Source organism: Chitiniphilus purpureus (assembly GCF_025642115.1).
In the GTDB taxonomy this organism is placed as follows: domain Bacteria; phylum Pseudomonadota; class Gammaproteobacteria; order Burkholderiales; family Chitinibacteraceae; genus Chitiniphilus; species Chitiniphilus purpureus.
The window spans coordinates 1157344-1174235 of record NZ_CP106753.1 but is presented as its reverse complement, the minus strand read 5'-3'; the positions used below and the strand labels follow the sequence as shown (position 1 = coordinate 1174235).

General features: G+C 64.2%; 12 protein-coding genes. All 12 read right to left on the bottom strand.

All coding sequences use genetic code 11. The annotated features are described in order from the left end of the window. Nucleotides 1-16: 16 nt before the first annotated feature. The 12 genes from phoU to N8I74_RS04985 all read right to left on the bottom strand — a co-directional run bounded on the left by phoU (nucleotide 17) and on the right by N8I74_RS04985 (nucleotide 16808). On the bottom strand, nucleotides 17-730 hold the full coding sequence (phoU, locus tag N8I74_RS05040; RefSeq protein ID WP_263125851.1) for a phosphate signaling complex protein PhoU: 714 nt from the start codon (nucleotides 728-730) through the stop codon (nucleotides 17-19). A 159-nt stretch (nucleotides 731-889) separates the two neighbouring features. Further along, the gene (gene rpiA / locus N8I74_RS05035; protein WP_263125850.1) at nucleotides 890-1546 is read right to left on the bottom strand and encodes a ribose-5-phosphate isomerase RpiA; all 657 of its coding nucleotides are present in this window, start codon (nucleotides 1544-1546) and stop codon (nucleotides 890-892) included. A gap of 84 nt (nucleotides 1547-1630) precedes the next feature. After that, on the bottom strand, nucleotides 1631-2239 hold the full coding sequence (locus tag N8I74_RS05030; RefSeq protein ID WP_263125849.1) for a MarC family protein: 609 nt from the start codon (nucleotides 2237-2239) through the stop codon (nucleotides 1631-1633). 409 nt (nucleotides 2240-2648) lie between these two features. Next, a complete protein-coding gene (locus N8I74_RS05025) occupies nucleotides 2649-4283 on the bottom strand; it encodes a carbohydrate-binding protein (RefSeq protein ID WP_263125848.1) in 1635 nt (544 codons plus the stop codon). Nucleotides 4284-4569: 286 nt separating this feature from the next. After that, nucleotides 4570-6117 carry a carbohydrate-binding protein gene (locus tag N8I74_RS05020; RefSeq protein WP_308445878.1) on the bottom strand — a complete coding sequence of 516 codons (1548 nt, stop codon included), beginning with the start codon at nucleotides 6115-6117 and terminating at the stop codon, nucleotides 4570-4572. A 76-nt stretch (nucleotides 6118-6193) separates the two neighbouring features. Further along, complete coding sequence (locus tag N8I74_RS05015) at nucleotides 6194-7885, bottom strand: carbohydrate-binding protein (protein WP_263126717.1); 1692 nt, start codon at nucleotides 7883-7885, stop codon at nucleotides 6194-6196. A 106-nt stretch (nucleotides 7886-7991) separates the two neighbouring features. Beyond that, nucleotides 7992-10529, bottom strand: coding sequence for a glycosyl hydrolase family 18 protein (locus N8I74_RS05010; RefSeq protein WP_263125847.1), 2538 nt, complete (start codon nucleotides 10527-10529; stop codon nucleotides 7992-7994). Between the two features lie 128 nt (nucleotides 10530-10657). Then, a complete protein-coding gene (locus tag N8I74_RS05005; protein WP_263125846.1) occupies nucleotides 10658-12619 on the bottom strand; it encodes a glycosyl hydrolase family 18 protein in 1962 nt (653 codons plus the stop codon). Nucleotides 12620-12864: 245 nt separating this feature from the next. Continuing rightward, nucleotides 12865-13248, bottom strand: coding sequence for a hypothetical protein (locus N8I74_RS05000; protein WP_263125845.1), 384 nt, complete (start codon nucleotides 13246-13248; stop codon nucleotides 12865-12867). A gap of 131 nt (nucleotides 13249-13379) precedes the next feature. After that, nucleotides 13380-13556, bottom strand: coding sequence for a hypothetical protein (locus N8I74_RS04995; RefSeq protein WP_263125844.1), 177 nt, complete (start codon nucleotides 13554-13556; stop codon nucleotides 13380-13382). A 150-nt stretch (nucleotides 13557-13706) separates the two neighbouring features. Beyond that, the gene (locus tag N8I74_RS04990) at nucleotides 13707-15629 is read right to left on the bottom strand and encodes a glycosyl hydrolase family 18 protein (protein WP_263125843.1); all 1923 of its coding nucleotides are present in this window, start codon (nucleotides 15627-15629) and stop codon (nucleotides 13707-13709) included. 699 nt (nucleotides 15630-16328) lie between these two features. Next, complete coding sequence (locus N8I74_RS04985; protein ID WP_263125839.1) at nucleotides 16329-16808, bottom strand: hypothetical protein; 480 nt, start codon at nucleotides 16806-16808, stop codon at nucleotides 16329-16331. Nucleotides 16809-16892: the final 84 nt, after the last annotated feature.

Genomic DNA, 16892 nt, shown 5'->3' with positions numbered 1-16892 from the left:
CGCGCAAGGCCTGCGTTCAGTCGGGCCGGCTTTGCAGCACCACGCGATCCATTTCTTCGAGCGTCTTGTGGCGCACGTCCTGCCCCTTGACGAGGTAGACCACCTGCTCGGCGACATTGACCGCCAGGTCGCCGATGCGCTCGATGGCCTTGGCAATCCACAGGATGTCGAGCGTAAGCGAGATCGAGCGCGGGTCTTCCATCATCACCGTGATCAATTGCCGCTGCAGCGCCCGGTACTCCGAGTCGAGCACCTGATCGGCCCGCTTGACCTCGGTGGCCGGCACGGCATCCATGCGTGCGAATGCGTTGAGTGACTTCGAGAGCATGTCCAGCGCCTGCTGCGCGATATGGTTGAGCTCGGCAAACCGCGGTACCTGCAGCTTGCCGGCATTGTAGATGTTCTTGGCGCGCTGACAGATGCGTGCCGCCTTGTCGCCGATCCGCTCCAGATCCTCGACCGACTTGATCACCGTCATCACCATCCGCAGGTCGCCCGCGGCCGGCTGGCGGCGCGCAATCATGTGGATGCACATGTCGTCCAGGATCAGGTGCATCTCGTCCACGCGCTCTTCCTGTTCCAGCACCTTTTCGACAATGGCCATGTCCCCATCCGCCAATGCCTGCATCGCAAGGCGTACCTGCTCCTCGACCAAGCCGGCCATGCCGAGCACATTCGAGCGGATTGCTTCGAGTTCGGCGTCGAATTGCTTGGATATGTGTTCAGACATGCTCATGTCTCCGGCAGCGTGATCAGGGCAGGTTAGCAGGCCCAGGTTACACGGATGTTGCACCGGCCACCTGGGGGTGCTCGCGGCGCAGCGCGGGCATCCCCAGTTTAGGGATGCCGGCCACGCTTGGCGAGCATTCCACCCTGTCTGCCGTAGCGATCAGCGATAGGTGCGCACGCCGTCCCGCGTCCCCAGCAACAGCACGTCGGCCCGGCGGCGCGCGAAGATGCCGTTGGTGACCACGCCGACGATCTGATTGATCTCGGCCTCCAGTTTGGCCGGCTCGGCGATGCGCAGCCCGTGCACGTCGAGGATGATGTTGCCGTTGTCAGTCAGCACGCCCTCGCGGTATGCCGGATGGCCGCCAAGCCGGACCAGCTCGCGGGCAACGTGGGAGCGGGCCATCGGGATCACTTCCACCGGCAGCGGGAACTGGCCGAGCACGGTCACATACTTGCTCTCATCGGCAATGCAGATGAAACGCTCTGCCACCGCCGCCACGATCTTCTCCCGCGTCAGCGCAGCGCCCCCCCCCTTGATCATCTGCAGCTGGTGATTGATCTCGTCCGCGCCATCGACATACACCGGCAATCGGTCGATCCCGTTCAGGTCGAACACCGCGATACCGTGGCCCTTGAGCCGTGCGACCGAGGCCTCGGACGACGACACCGCACCGACGATGCGTCCCTTGCAGCCGGCAAGCGCATCGATGAAGTGGTTGGCGGTCGAGCCGGTACCGACCCCGACGATGCAGTCGTCCGGGATATAGTCGATCGCGGCGAGCGCAGCAGCGCGCTTCATCTCGTCCTGGGTCATGCGTCACTCCTCTTTCAATGACTTTCAATGGGATCCGTCAGCGCCGATTGTAATGGCAAAGCGGACACTGGCTTCTGCCCCGCATCAAACGGCACCGAGGCTTGCAATGTAATGGCGCAGGCCGTCCAGCAGCATCTGTACCGCGATGGCGGTCAGGATCAGGCCCATGAGGCGCTCGAAGGCGGTGGTGACGCGCTCGCCCAGCCAACGGCTGATCTGCTCGGCAAAGCCCAGGGTCAGCGCGCAGATCATCAGAGCAATCGCCAGCGCCCCCACCCACTCCCACAGGCGCATCGGTTCACGCGATACCAGCAGCAGCACCGTGGCCAGCGCCGATGGCCCGGCGATCAGCGGAATCGCCAGCGGCACCAGGAAGGGCTCCCCGCCAGGCAGATCGCCGCCGGTGCCTGAGGACGGCGGAAATACCATGCGCAGGGCGATCAGAAACAGGATGACCCCGCCAGCGATGCCAAGCGAGGTTTCGGAAAGATGCATGATCTGCAGGAACTGCCGGCCGAACAGCATGAACAGCACCAGCACGGCAAAGGCCACCAGGATCTCACGGACCACCACACGCCTGCGGCGCGCCGGCGGCACGTTCTTCATCAACGACACGAACACCGGCAGGCTGCCGAACGGATCGGTGACCAGCAGCAGCAACACGCAGGCCGAGAAGAAGGACATGGTTTCCATTCCCGCATGCTAGATGCGCATCGCCAGCGAGGCATCGGGTCTTACCCTAGGCGCAGCCAGCTTCAACCAGGGGCACGAAGGACAAAGGCGGGCATGCGGGACACAGTGCGTCGGGCCTTCTACGGCCTTCCTCCGCCAGCACCACGCGGCAATGCGCCCGGCCCTCGCCCCTCCTGCCGGATGGTCCCCTGGACCGGCATCGGCTTTGGCAGACCGCGTGCCGACAGGAGGGCGATCCGTTGCGCCGCGCTGCGTGCAGCCATCCGGCCTACCACCAACGCACCCTGTGGTTGGATGCCGATCCACCGGCAAGGACGACACCAATGAAAAACCCCGCCGCGGCGGGGTTGCCATCCATCCGGGCGGGAGTCCGCTGCGGCATGCGTCGCAGCGGACTCCCAGCCGGCGATCAGGGCAGGGTCTTCAGGTGGTTCTTCACCGGCACGGAGAAGTTGAAACCATCCTTGCGGTCCCAGTTGATCGACCAGGTCATCACGCCACGGGCGGTCGGGTAGGCTTGCGCCGGCTTGACCGTACCGCAGTCCTGCAGCTTGGTCAGGCAGTTCATCGCCTTGTTGACGATGTCGGGCGTGACAAAGCCGGTATTGGCCGAGCTGCGGCCCGAAGGCACGCCGAACGCGACCTGATCCGGGCGCAGACCCTTGAACTCCCAACCCGCGCCACCTTGGGTCTTGAAGCCCTCGATCAGCATCAGGCTGCCGCCGACGAGGCCGTCGACCGTGCCTTCGTTGAGCTGGCCGTACGGCGTCCACAGCCCGCCGTTGTTGTAGTACTGCACGTGGATCATGTTCAGATCGTCACGCAGCCCGTCGATGATGGGCAGGTATGCGCCCCAGATGCCCGAGAAGGCGACGTAGCCGCCCTGGACATACGGATGCTCCGGCGCCATCGACAGGTAGAAGTTCGGGCCGACCTTGGCCTTGAGTTCCTTCATCGCCGTGATCAGGTTGTTGATGATCGGCGTGCCGAGCACCACACCTGCGCCGCTTTCGAGGTCAAGATCGATGCCGTCCAGGCCGTACTTGGTGATGATGCCGTGCAGGCTGTTGACGAAGTTGGTCACGTTCTCACGCGTGTTCAACGTCATCCGGCCTTCCTGGCCGCCCAGCGAGAGCACCACCTTCTTGCCCTTGGCACGCTTGGCCGCGATATCGGCGATGAATTCCGCCTCGGTGCCGGCGTTGGCATCCAGGGTGAAGGTGACGTTGCCGTTGCCCGCATCCTCGCCGAACGACAGCATGATCACGTCCCAATCGTCCGACACATCGCGGATGCGGATGGCCGGGCCCGACGGGTTGGTGAAGTTGTGCCAGTACCCGATCAGCGCGTGCTTGGGCAGGTTGCCGGACGGCGTCGGGGTCACCGGCGTCGGGGTCGGGGTCACCGGTGTGGGGGTCGGGGTGACGGGCGTCGGCGTGGGGGTCGGCGGCACCGGTGTCGGGGTCGGGGTGGGCGGAACCGGGGTCGGGGTGGGGGTCGGCGGCACCGGCGTCGGGGTCGGGTTGGTCGGCGGGGTGCCACAGTTGCTGACGACCTTCCACACGCCCCACGAGCCCGACTGCGCCGGGTTGTCGCCCTGGGTCCACCACTTGGCTTCGTAGTTGACGCCGTTATGGGTCACACGGGCGCCGCCATTGTAGACACCGCTGCTGCTCCAGGTCTGATAGCACACGTCGCCCGGTGCCGGGGTCGGGGTGGGGTTGCCGGTCGGCGTGGGCGTGGGTGCGACCGGGGTCGGCGTGACCACCGGGGTGGGGGTGGGTGCCGGCGTCGGCGTGCCGCCGGTGGCCGGACCCAGATCCTGCCACAGCGTCGGGGTCGACTTGGGGTTCCAATTGGCACCGACGTAGGCGGTATGGGTGGTCAGCGCCTTGTAGTCGCGCCCGTCATAGGTGACGACGGTACCGGCGTTGTAGACCGAACCTTCCTGCCATGCCGGAGCGGCATGGGCGGCCATGACGCCGCTGGCGATGACGAGCACGGCCAGAAGCCGGCTCACCCGGGGGGTGAAGCGTACTTTCATTGGGATTTCCTCCATCCTTGTATCGGATTTATGCGTGACCCGCATTGCGCATGCGAGCCGCGTGCTGCCTGTTTACGCCGGCTTGTAAGGTGTGTCAATCACCCTGCATGGCCCCGTATATAAGAAAAAACATGCATGTCGCCACACCCACCGTCCGTCCCATTGCCAGCGCCGTTCGGGGACAACATGACGTGGCATCCGGGCCAGATGCGGACGGGGTGCAAAGACCACTTCGCCGGGAAAAGAAAATGCCGGCGCGCATGGCGCGCGCCGGCAGATTTACAACTCAGAACGCATTGAAGATGCGGCTGAAGTCCCACTGGTTCTGCACGATGCCGCTGCATTGCCAGTTGGCGGTGGTATTGCCGGCGCAGTTGCCGTTGTCGCGGCCCAGCGACCAGAACGACATCATTGCCATGCCCTGCTGCTTGCCAAAGTCACGCACCATCTTGGCGTCATCCAGCGTGAACACCTCGGTCGGGTTGTCGTTCTGCCCGATCATGGCCACAGCGCCGAGCATGCCCCAGTACTGTGCATCGGTCTTGCCCGGCCAGACCGACTTGAGCTGGGCATGGACCTTCTGCAGTGCCAGGATCGAACGCGCACCCATCTGCTTGCCGGACACGCCGTCGTAGTAGTCCATGATCATCGGGTTGACCAGATGGACCTCGACACCGGCCGCCTTAGCCGACTGCAGCACGTACAGGTTCTCGGCATTGAAACCGTTGTCCGGGTTTACGCCGAGCGTGTACGACAGGAACAGGCTCTTGCCCTTGGCCTTGAAGCGATCCTGCAGGATCTTGATCGCCGCGTTGCGCCGGTCGACCAGCGACTGCTCCAGGTTGTTGTTGCCTGGTGCGTTTTCCGGATCGAGATCCAGATGGTCGGTGCCAAAGCGCGTCAGCACGTTCTCGTAGGTTGTGGCGATGGCTGCCGGATCGGCGCAGCTGCGCACCAGATCGCTGGCATTCCAGCCGCCCGAGGATACGATCACATTGCCGCCGAAGGCCTTGAGCGCATTGGCCTGCGACAGCAGCCCCGATTCGCCCGTCGGCCAGCCGCCGTTGCAACCGCCTGCCGAATTGAAGAACGCCAGCGAAACGTGGCGGCCACCGGTGGCCTGCGCCCAGCCGGACAGATCGATCGCGCCGCTGACATCGATATACGGCGCAAAGCGGAAGGCCCCGCTGTTCGGCGTCGGCGTCACGGGGGTCGGTGTGACCGGCGTTGGCGTTGGGGTCACCGGGGTGGGCGTTGGGGTCACCGGGGTGGGCGTCGGCGTCACCGGCGTCGGCGTGCCGCCACATGCACCCAGGTTCTTCCACACGCCCCAGTCGCCTGATTGGGCCGGGTTGTCACCCTGGGTCCACCACTTGGCTTCGTAATTGACGCCATTGTGGGTCACGCGCGTGCCGCCGGTGTAGACGCCGCCACTGCTCCATGCCGGATGGCAGGCCGATGGTGCCGGTGTGGGCGTGGCAGGCGCCGGGGTGGGGGTGACCGGGGCCGGCGTCGGCGTGGCAGGCGTCGGCGTCACCGGGGTGGCCGTAGGCGTCGGCGGAACCGGGGTCGGCGCAGGCGTCGGGGTACCGCTGCTCACGCCCAGATCCTGCCACAGCGTGGGTGTGGCAGCCGGATTCCAATTGGCGCCGGCATAGGCGGTATGCGTCACCAACGCCTTGTAGTCGCGACCGTTGTAGGTCACCACGGTGCCTGAGGCATAGGCATTGCCTTCCTGCCAGGCGGGCGCGGCATGCGCGGCAAGGACACCGCCGGCCAGAAGCGCCGCGGCCAGCAGCCGATGCACCAACGGCTTCATGGGCTTGAACATCATGAAAAAACCTCCGTCCTTCTTCTTTTATGCAAACCGGTACGGTAGGCGGGCCGGCGATGCGGCCCGCCACCGACCCTTACTGCGGCAATGCGTTGAAGTAGGCGCGGTGCTGGGTCGAGAATTCAAAGTTGTTGAATTTGTCCCAGTTGACCGACCACGTCATCAGACCACGCATGTTGGGGTACACGCCCTTGGGCTTGTAGCTGCCGCATTGCGCGCCCTTCATCAGGCAGTCCAGCGCCTTGTGCACTTCGCCCACGCTGGTGAAGCCGCCGCCGGCGTTGCCGTTGGCCGGCAGACCGATCGCCACCTGTTCCTGGCGCAGCGCCGGGAACTGGAAGTTGGTGCCGGCCACCTTGAAGCCTGCCAGCAGCATGTCGGTCATCGCCACGTGGAAGTCCGCGTTGCCCATCGTGTGGTACTGGTTGTCCAACCCGGTGATCGGGCCGGAGTTGTAGTCCTGCACGTGCAGCAGCGTCAGGTCGTTGCGCATGGCGTAGATCACCGGCAGGTAGGCCCCGGCGCGGGTGTCGCAGCCGGCGCAGGTGCCGCCGTAGAAGCTGTAGCCCAGTTGCACGAAGAACGTCTCGGGCGCCATGGTCAGCACGAACTTGCTGCCGTACTTGGCCTTGAGCTGCTTGAGCGCGCTGATCAGGTTGACGATCACCGGCGAGGTCGGGTTGGCCACGTCGTTGTCACCCGGGTTCAGTTGCAGCGAGTGCCCTTCGAAGTCCACGTCCAGACCGTCAAGACCGTACTTGTCGATGATGGCCGACACCGAACTGACGAAGGCTGCCGCTGCCGCAGGCGATTCGAGACGCACCTGGCCGTTGGCGCCACCGATCGAGATCAGCACCTTCTTGCCCTTGGCCTGCTTGGCCTTGATCGCGGCGAGGAACTCGGCCTCGGATTCCACGTTCGGGCATTGGGTGGCCGGACACATCTTGAACGCCACTTGGCCGGACGTGGCCGAGGTCGGCTCGGCGAACGACAGATTGATGATGTCCCATGCATCGGACACATCGTTCATCCGGATATAACCCGAACCATTGGCAAAACTGGCATGCATATAGCCCACCAGCACATGCTTGGGCAGGCCGTCACCGCCAGGGTTGGGCGTCGGGGTCACCGGCGTGGGGGTGGGTGTGACCGGGGTCGGCGTCGGTGTGACCGGCGTGGGGGTCGGTGTCACCGGGGTCGGCGTCGGCGTCACCGGAGTGGGTGTCGGCGTGGGCGGCACCGGGGTCGGCGTCGGGTTGGTCGGCGGCGTGCCGCAATTGCCGATGGACTTCCACACGCCCCAGGAACCGGATTGCGCCGGGTTGTCGCCCTGGGTCCACCACTTGGCTTCGTAGTTGACGCCATTGTGGGTCACGCGCTGGCCGCCGGTGTAGACCGCACTGCTGCTCCAGGCCTGGTGGCAGCCCGTCGGCGCCGGGGTCACCGGGGCCGGGGTCGGCGTAGCCGGGTTGGGCGTCGGTGTGGCCGGATTCGGGGTGGGGGTCACCGGGGCCGGGGTCGGGGTGGCCGGCGTCGGCGTCGGGGTGCCGCCGGTGGTGGGACCCAGGTCCTGCCACAAGGTCGGGGTGGCTGCCGGATTCCAGTTGGCACCGCTGTGGGCGGTATGCGTCACCAGTGCCTTGTAGTCGCGGCCGTTGTAGGTCACCAGGGTGCCGGCGCTGTAGGCGCTGCCTTCCTGCCAGGCGGGCGCGGCATGCGCGGCCATGACGCCGCAGGCCAGCACGACACTGGCGAGCAGGCGGGTCATCAACATGTTGGGGTACTTCACCTCTCCATCTCCTTCTTGTTCATGCCGTAAAAACCGGCTGCTCCCCACCCGATGGGCCGGACGGGGAACAGCCGGGATCCTCCACTTACTTGATCGACTTGATCAGCTCTTTGCACTCGGCCGCGGTCACGTTCTCGCCGCATGTGGCGATCTGGTCCTGCGGCTTGCCATCGGCCACGTCGCTGAGCGCCTTGTTGCCCAGCGCATGGTTGACGGCGTTGAGGTTGTAGCCGTTGTCCTGCTCGATCTGCCAGAAGAACACCCCTGCCAGGCGCTTGTCCTTGGCGTACTGGGCCTTCAACGCTGCCGTGCGCGGCGTTTCCAGCGAGATGTACGACCAGCCGCTGCTGCCGATGGGGTTGACCGCGTAGTCGGCGTTGGACAGTTTGTCGGTGTACAGGCGATACCCGTTGCGCGGCTTGAGTTCACGGTCCAGGTAGTTCTGGTACAGGTCATAGCCCTCGACCACACCCGCTTCCCAGCTGCCCACCCCGGCGATGCCGGTGATGAAGGCGGCACCGGTCCACTTCGGATCACCGAAGGTGGTATCCCCCTTCAGCCCGGCGGTGTACTCGGTGATGTCTCCGGGCAGGATGGCCTTGGAGCGGTGGTAGTTGGCCACACCGATCATCATCTTGTTGAACGGCACCCCGTACTTGCTGTTGAGGTACTCGATCATCCAGCTTGCCGACGATCCGGTGGACGACCCGTTGGCGTTCGGGTTGTTGTACAGCGGGGTGTGATGGCTGAGGTTGCGCTCCCACGCCCCGGTCAGGTCGTAGGTCATCACGTACAGCCGGTCGAGGTACTTCTCGATCTCGGTCCACTGCAGCTTGTCGATCTTGCCCTGCGTGGCCGGGATCGCCGACGACAACCGATACTTCTTGCCGGTCTTGACGGTGAGCCAGTCCATCGCCGCGCGCAGATCCTTCAGCAGCTGCAGGTAGTTCTGCGGATCGTCCGGCCGTGCCATGCCCGGTACGGCGCCGTCGCTCGCGGGATATTCCCAGTCGATGTCGATGCCGTCGAAGTCGTAGCGCTCAAGGAACGCGACGATGGAATCGACGAACACCTTGCGCCGGGTCGGATCGGATGCCATCCATGGGAAGCCCTCGGACAAGGTCCAGCCGCCCACCGACAGATCCAGCTTCAGATGCGGATTGGCCTTGCGCAGGTTGTACAGCACCCCGAACACGCCACCCACGTCGTCCTTGCCGATCTCGTACATGCCTTCGATGCCGGAGATCTTGGCGGTCTGCCCGCCAGGCTGGTTACGCAGGAACGCCGCCTCATAGTCGGCCATCGCCATCGCGCCGTCCGGCAGCTTGGTGGTGCCCAGGCCGCAGGTGCGGTTGACGGCAGCGGGCGCAGTGGTCGGGAAGCCCGGGTCCTGGGTGTTCTTGGCCGCCGGGAAGCAGATACCGGCAAAGCCATACACCAGTCGATCCAGGTTCTTGACCGGCAGCTTGCTGAAGTCGAAGCGGCGGCCATAGATCGCCCAGTCGCCCAGGTAGGCCACGCGTTCCTGGCCGGCCTCGATCGAGTAGACATTGTGCTGCAAGGGCAAGGAGCCAGGCGCGAGCTTGGCCACCCGTCCGCCGGTGTCGGCATCAAAGCCGGGATGGTTGCCGCCCGGATCGGTGGCTGGGTTGATCCCACCCTTGGTGCCGGTCAGCGTGGACTGCGTATTGGCGATGCGCGTGGCGCTGAGCGGGCCTGCCGGCAACACCTTGCCGGAGTTGGGGTTGCCGTTGAGCACCGGCTGGGCCGTGCCGTAATTGATGTTGTTGGGCACCTTGACCGGACACAGGTCTTCCTTGGGCACACCCACGAGCTTCCACTGGTTGGTGAACACGGTGCTGTCCGGCGGAATGGCATAGGTATCGACCAATGCCTCGTAGGCGCCACCCTTGTAGCCGGCAAGCTTGCCCTTGGGATAGATCTTGGTTGCCACCCATTCCGGGGCGCAGAACGGCGCTGTCGGCGCCGGGGTCGGCGTCGGGCCACCCGGGGTGGGCGTGATGCTGCCGCCGCACGCCGTATCGGGCTGGAACAGCGCGCCGGTATTCGCCGGATCCCATCCGGCCTGCGCGGTATGGGTGACGAGGGCTTTGTAGCTTCTGCCGTTGTACAGCAGCGACGAGCCAGCGGTGATCGACAGGCCGGGCGCCCAGGCCGGGCAGGAACCGACCGGGGTCGGGGTCACCACGGGTGTGGGGGTCGGCGTGACCACTGGGGTCGGCGTGGGGGTCGGTGTGGGGGTGACGACGGGGGTGGGCGTCACGACCGGGGTCGGAGTCGGCGTAACCACTGGGGTCGGCGTCACGACCGGGGTGGGGGTCGGTGTGACCACCGGGGTCGGGGTCACCACTGGCGTGGGCGTCGGGGTCGGCGTACCGGCCACCTCCTGCCACAGTGTGGGGGTCGACACCGGATTCCAGCCGGCGCCGACGTAAGCGGTATGGGTCACCAGCGCCTTGTAGCTCTTGCCGTTGTATTCGACAACGGTTCCGGCGCTGTAGGTATTGCCTTCGGCCCAGGGGGCGGCGTAAAGGCCTGCGGCGGCAAACAACGCCACCACGCCGGCAGCCAGAAGGCCGACGGTACGATGTGCACGTTTCATCTGCTCACTCCAATCTTTGGGGTATGGCGCCTGCATCGGGCGCACGGTAAACCCCTCCCCGGGGACGGGGAGGGGGTACTTCCCTGGTTTTTATTGCTTTTGGTGTTGCTTTCAGCGTTGCCGCCGGTTTACCTCACAGCGCTCATCACGCCGGTCAGTTCGCCGTTCGAGTCACCGTCAAGCGACCAGCTGAACATCCCGCCCAGACCATTGGCCTTCACGTAGTCGATCTTGGTCTGAATCACTGCCGGGGTGTCATAACCCCAGAAGTTGGTGCCGTCGTACTTGTACGATTGCTTGGTGACCGGATGGACGTACACGGTGCCCGGTGCGTTCTTCAGCACCTTGTAGTCCTCGATCCCTGCTTCGTACGTGCCGCGACCCGGACCGGTGGCCGGTTGGTACAGGCCATTGCTGTTGCCTGCCTGCACGCCGGTCCAACCGCGACCGTAGTACGGGATACCGACCAGCAGCTTGTTGGCGGGTGCGCCGGCTGCGATCAGGTTCTTGATCGCATCGTCGATGTTGTAGTACGAGGACACGCTGCGCTGACCCTTGTCGTCCAGGAAGCCCGGGCTGTTCGGATCGGGGTACAGGTGCGACTGGAAGTTGGTCGGACCATTCGTCTCCCAACCACCGTGGAAGTCGTAGGTCATGACGTTGATCCAGTCGAGGTACTGGACGTACTTGCCCGGCTCGGTCATGTCGATCTTGTCCTTGCCGGAGCCGATCGCCACCGTCAGGAGCTTGTGGCCGTCGTTCAGCGCATCAAGCTGCCGGCGGAACTCCGCCAGGAGCAGCGTGAAGTTCTGCTTGTCTTCCGGCGCCACGGTGTTGTACGGCTGGCCGATCACGCCCGGGTATTCCCAGTCGATGTCGATGCCGTCGAACACGCCCTTGGCCGAACCAGGACCGCCGCGACCGCTGTAGCTGGGCAGGTTGCCCTTGATGAACACGTCGATGCACGAGCTCACCAGCTGCTTGCGCAGTGCGTCGGTCTTGCTGGCTGCCGAGAACCACTTGGACCAGGTCCAGCCGCCCAGCGAGATGAACACCTTCAGGTTCGGGTACTTGGCCTTCAGGTTCTTCAGCTCGCCGAAGTTACCGGCCAGCGGCGAATCCCAGGTGTACGGCTTGCTGGGGTCGACCAGGCGGCCCGGGGTGCGGCCGTAGTCAGCCCATGCGTCACCACCGGTACCGGCAGCGGCATCGTTCGGGTTGGTGGCACCCGGCTCGAGCTTGTCGATGCCGGCCGCGCACTCGTACCCACCGTTCTTCTGGTAGAGGTTGCCGAAGGCGTAGTTGATGAAGGTGAGTTTGGACGCGGCGCCCGAGGTGACGATGTCCGCCACTTCGTAGCCACGGCCGTACACGCCCCATTGCGCGAAGTACGAACCGGCCTGCCGTCCGCCCGGTGTGGGCGTCACGGGAGTCGGGGTCGGCGTGACCGGGGTCGGCGTCGGCGTGACCGGCGTCGGGGTCACCGGCGTCGGCGTCGGCGTGACCGGGGTCGGCGTCACGGGGGTCGGGGTCGGTGTGACCGGGGTCGGCGTCGGGGTCACCGGATTGCCGGAGCAGTTGCCCAGGTTCTTCCAAACACCCCAATCACCCGATTGGGCCGGGTTGTCGCCCTGGGTCCACCACTTGGCTTCGTAATTGACGCCATTGTGGGTGACACGGGCACCACCGCTGTACACCCCACTGGCGCTCCAGGCCTGATAGCAGGTGCCCGGGGTGGGTGTGACCGGGTTCGGCGTCGGCGTGGTGGGATTGGGCGTCGGGGTGGTCGGGTTCGGGGTCGGGGTCACCGGGGTCGGCGTGGGCGCGACCGGGGTGGGGGTCGGCGAGCCGCCGTTGGCGGGGCCGAGATCCTGCCACAGCGTCGGCGTGGAGGCCGGATTCCAGTTGGCACCCGCGTAAGCGGTGTGCGCAACCAGCGCCTTGTAGTCGCGACCGTTGTAATTCACCACCGTGCCGGCGGTATAGGCACTGCCTTCCTGCCAAGCCGGCGCGGCGAACACGCCGGCCGACAGCGACAGCAAGGAGATCAGGAGCGCGCTGCGGGCGCGCCCTTGGGCTTTACGTAACATGCTGACTCCATCCTGTTAGTGACGATGGCGCCGCCGGATCGGGCATGGCCCTAAGCAGCAGTACCTTCGTTGCTCTTCGCGAAGAACCACCGGCCGATACCGGTGGCGATCACACGGCAGGCGCCCTGGAACGCGCCTGCCGTTTCCGGCGATGACCTGCCGAAAATCCTGTGCCGTGATCCATGCCCGCAAGGCACGATCGGCACACCCATCCACCCCGCGCATCGGCGCGTCGACCGGCAGGATTATGCAAATCCGGCGCAGCGGGCGGTTGCAAAAAACCGGTCATCGGGCAGGCTGCGGAACAGGGAATCGGCGGCAACGCCATACCCCTCGCAACCCCCGTCCTTATTCGACGTCATTTGCCTGTGATTGGAATTGGAAAATACAAAGCAACCGCTCAACCGGCGAATGAACGGATAAACGGCATTGCAAATGGAACCGCTGGTTTTTTTGATACCGCACCCAATTGCAAAGGCGATGCGTTTCAGGCTGGGATGGGCTTGCACCCGATTGCCGGAACCGGAAAAAATCACATCCGGGAACACAATCCGGGCACAATCCGGGACGAAGGGAGGAAACGAGCCACAGGCCGGGCGATGCAGGCATCGCGCACCGCCGGACAGCATGCGGAAGACACAGAAACCCGTCGATCGCACAGGCGACGACGGGCCCACTGCATCTTGCATGCAGACGGAAGGACAACAGGTTACGGCAACCGGTGCAATATTCCGCACTGGCGACCCGCGACCGGGTTCACTCACTTCTCCACCTCCAGCCTTGATAATTTCTTAATTTGAATTACCTGCCTACTTTGGGCAGCGGCTTGGGAATGATGATCTGCCAGTTGGGCTTTAAAATCAATCATCAATTCCTGATTAACCTTCCCTTCAATCGCCATATAGCAGCCTTTCATCGCGTGCATGATCAGAGGCATGCCATTGTTATTTTGCCGTCAAACCACATCCATATCAGCAATTGCTGATTTCAATCAAAACCGCAATTCACGCCGCAAGACAGGCAAAGAAAAACCCTCCCGCGTCACGCGGGAGGGCTCAGTGAGTTGCTGCTGTTGTTGTTGCTTGAACTACTGGCGCATCGTACCCATCGCGTTCATCAATTCGCCGTTGGCGGTATCGCCATCGAGCGACCAGCTGAACACGCCACCCAGACCCTTGGTCTTCACGTAGTTGATCTTCGTGACGATGACTTCAGGGGTGTCGTACGACCAGAAGGTACTGCCATCGAACTTGTACGACTGCTTGGCAACCGGGTGCACATGCACGGTACCCGGGGCGTTCTTGAGCACCTTGTAGTCTTCGATGCCGGTCTCGTAGGTGCCGCGTGCCGGGCCGGTCGCTGCCTGATACAGGCCGTTGTTGGCGTTGGTCACGCCGGTCCAGCCACGCCCGTAGAACGGGATGCCGATCACCAGCTTCTGCGCCGGCACGCCGGCCTTGAGCAACTGATTCACCGCGCTGTCGGTGTTGTAGGTCGGCTTCAGGCCGTCCTGCGGACCCGCCGGATCGTTGTACAGATGCGATTGGAAGTTGGTCGGGCCCTTGGCATCCCAGCCGCCGTTGTAGTCGTAGGACATGATGTTGATCCAGTCGAGCGGCTTGCTGTACTCGCCCGGCTCGGTCATATCGATCTTGTCCTTGCCGGCGCCGATCGCCACGGTGAGCAGGTAGGGCTTGCCGGTCACAGCGGTCAGTGCGTCCAGCTGGGCACGGAACTCCTTCAACAGCAGCGTGAAGTTCTGCTTGTCGGACGGGCTGACGGTGTTGTAGCCGAAGCCCTGCACGCCCGGGAATTCCCAGTCGATGTCGATACCATCGAACACGCCGGCGGCCGCACCCGGCCCGCCTGCGCCGTCGTACACCGGCAGGTTGCCCTTGATGTAGACGTCGATGCAGCTCTTCACCAGTTGCTTGCGCGCCGCATCGGTCATCGATGCTGCCGAGAACCACCTGGACCAGCTCCAGCCACCAAGCGAGATGAAGGCCTTGAGGTTGGGATTCAGTGCCTTCAGGCGCTTGAGCTGGCCGAAGTTGCCACGCAGCGCGCTATCCCAGGTATCGGCCTTGCCGTCGACCGAAGTGGCCGCATCGAACGACTTGCTGTAGTCGGCGAACGGATCGCCGCCATCGCCGTTACCCGATTCGGTGCGGTACTGGATATCGCATTCGTAGCCGCCATTCTTCTGGTAGACATTGCCAAAGGCGTAGTTCAGGAAGGTCATCTTGGCAGCCGAACCGCTGGTCTGGATGTTCTTCACCTGATAGTTGCGGCCGTAGATGCCCCACTGCGCGAAGTACGAACCCACTTGCTTGCCCGAGACGCCCGGCGTCGGCGTGACCGGCGTCGGTGTCGGGGTCACCGGCGTCGGGGTCGGCGTGACCGGGGTCGGCGTCGGGGTCACCGGCGTCGGCGTGACCGGAGTGGGCGTCGGTGTCACCGGGGTCGGTGTCGGGGTGGCAGGGGTGGGCGTCGGCGCAGTACCGCCGCAGGCACCCAGATCCTTCCACACGCCCCAGGCACCGGACTGCGCCGGGTTGTCGCCCTGGGTCCACCACTTGGCCTCGTAGTTGCGGCCGTTGTAGGTCACCTTGCTGGCGGCGGCATAGGCGGTCGATGCATTCCACGCGGCATGGCAGCTGCCGGTCGGGGTGGGGGCAGGAGTCGGGACCGGCGTCGGAACGGGGGTCGCCACCGGCGTCGGGGTCACCGGCACCGGGGTCGGTGCCGGCGTGGCAGTCGGCGTCGGCGCCGGAGTGGCGCCGGACGACACCCCGAGATCCTTCCACAGCGTCGGGGACGCAGGAGGATTCCAATTCGCGCCGACGTAGGCGGTATGCGTCACCAGCGCCTGGTAGTCACGGCCGCCGTAGCTGACCGTGCTTCCTGCCGTATAGGTCGCCCCTTCCTGCCAGGCCGGCGCGGCGTAGGCATGGACTGCCATCAGCGCGGCCGGGATTGCGGCAATTGCAAAACGATTGAGTTGCAACATCTTATTGGTCTCCATCCTCTTTTATTTGGCGTTATTCACGCGCATCCACTGGTCTTGCCAGGGACCCAGAACGTCAGAATCAAGAAAGCGTTCTGGTTTTTTCCTCCCGGCACCGGGCTACCTGGGCATGTAGTCGGTTCAGACACGGTTCATTACCGCCCATGCCCCGAGGCATGTCAACCCTACACATTGATCGGCTATAAACCGCCATTCATCCGTCATTCGCAAGATGGCACTCCGACTACACAACGCCCCAGAATGGCTCAGATTGCACTGCAGCAGCGCACTGCAAACACCCTTGGTATTCCGGCATTTCAAGGCGGTCATGCACCGGACGCATAGCAATATGAGTCAATTCTGATGTAGATACTGAAGCGGCATTTACGTAGTTTTTGGTAAGCGGACTACCCGACCACTACGTTCGTCGCCGACGAAATGCGGAACTGCTGTCACGTACTGAACCCCATCACTCGTAGTTAATTCTTTCTTGTTACTAACAATCACCTACTGCATTAGAAAATTCTAATGCAATTTGAGTGTGGACAAGCCAGGCAATGCAAGCATCAAACTGACAACGATGGTGCAAGCGTCGCCCCTGAACGGGACAAAAACATGCAGATTGCGGCACAGGTCACCGCATGCCGTTCCGATGTGGGACAAGGGACACACGCGGCAAAGGCAAGGATGCGCTGCCAGCGCTCAGGGACGGTTGCCCAGATGCCAGCGGGCGCAGTACCACTTGGTCTGACGATCGGGCTGCTCCACCAGCACGCTGCCAAAGGCGGAGAGATAACGGGGATAGGGGCCGGGCAGCGCGACGAACCGGATCGACAGCCTGGTTTCGATGTTCCTGCGTACGGTCTCGGCCGGCGCCGGGATCAGTGCACCCACCATCCGCGCACCGCTCTCAGGGACACCGGCGAACACCTCATGCGTGGGATTGCCCGCAAGCACCGCTTTTTGGGAATCGAACCAGTCCGCCTCACCCCAGCGGCGCAGCGGCGTGCCCAGATGGCGTCGGAAGTAATCCTGCCAGTAGCCGGCGCTCACCTCGGAACGACAGGTCAACGCCGCCTCCATCTGTTCGCCGAAATGCGTGGGCACCGCCGCCGTGGCCGGCAAGGCGCAACAGACCAACGACAGCAAAAGCGGAATCCGGGACAGATGGCGCATGCGCATGATGATAGTCGCTCTGCGCGAAGCCGGGCGATACCGCAGAAACACAAAGCGCGCAGCGCCCGCCGGGCAGCTGCGCGCTTGGCG

Excerpts from the sequence above, each read along its gene's own strand:
- phoU (WP_263125851.1), bottom strand. The coding sequence starts at position 730 with ATGTCTGAACACATATCCAAGCAATTCGACGCCGAACTCGAAGCAATC.
- N8I74_RS04990 (WP_263125843.1), bottom strand. The coding sequence starts at position 15,629 with ATGTTGCAACTCAATCGTTTTGCAATTGCCGCAATCCCGGCCGCGCTG.
- N8I74_RS05020 (WP_308445878.1), bottom strand. The coding sequence starts at position 6,117 with ATGATGTTCAAGCCCATGAAGCCGTTGGTGCATCGGCTGCTGGCCGCG.
- N8I74_RS05005 (WP_263125846.1), bottom strand. The coding sequence starts at position 12,619 with ATGTTACGTAAAGCCCAAGGGCGCGCCCGCAGCGCGCTCCTGATCTCC.
- N8I74_RS05030 (WP_263125849.1), bottom strand. The coding sequence starts at position 2,239 with ATGGAAACCATGTCCTTCTTCTCGGCCTGCGTGTTGCTGCTGCTGGTC.
- N8I74_RS05025 (WP_263125848.1), bottom strand. The coding sequence starts at position 4,283 with ATGAAAGTACGCTTCACCCCCCGGGTGAGCCGGCTTCTGGCCGTGCTC.
- N8I74_RS05015 (WP_263126717.1), bottom strand. The coding sequence starts at position 7,885 with ATGACCCGCCTGCTCGCCAGTGTCGTGCTGGCCTGCGGCGTCATGGCC.
- N8I74_RS04995 (WP_263125844.1), bottom strand. The coding sequence starts at position 13,556 with ATGCCTCTGATCATGCACGCGATGAAAGGCTGCTATATGGCGATTGAA.
- rpiA (WP_263125850.1), bottom strand. The coding sequence starts at position 1,546 with ATGACCCAGGACGAGATGAAGCGCGCTGCTGCGCTCGCCGCGATCGAC.
- N8I74_RS05000 (WP_263125845.1), bottom strand. The coding sequence starts at position 13,248 with ATGCTGTCCGGCGGTGCGCGATGCCTGCATCGCCCGGCCTGTGGCTCG.
- N8I74_RS05010 (WP_263125847.1), bottom strand. The coding sequence starts at position 10,529 with ATGAAACGTGCACATCGTACCGTCGGCCTTCTGGCTGCCGGCGTGGTG.
- N8I74_RS04985 (WP_263125839.1), bottom strand. The coding sequence starts at position 16,808 with ATGCGCATGCGCCATCTGTCCCGGATTCCGCTTTTGCTGTCGTTGGTC.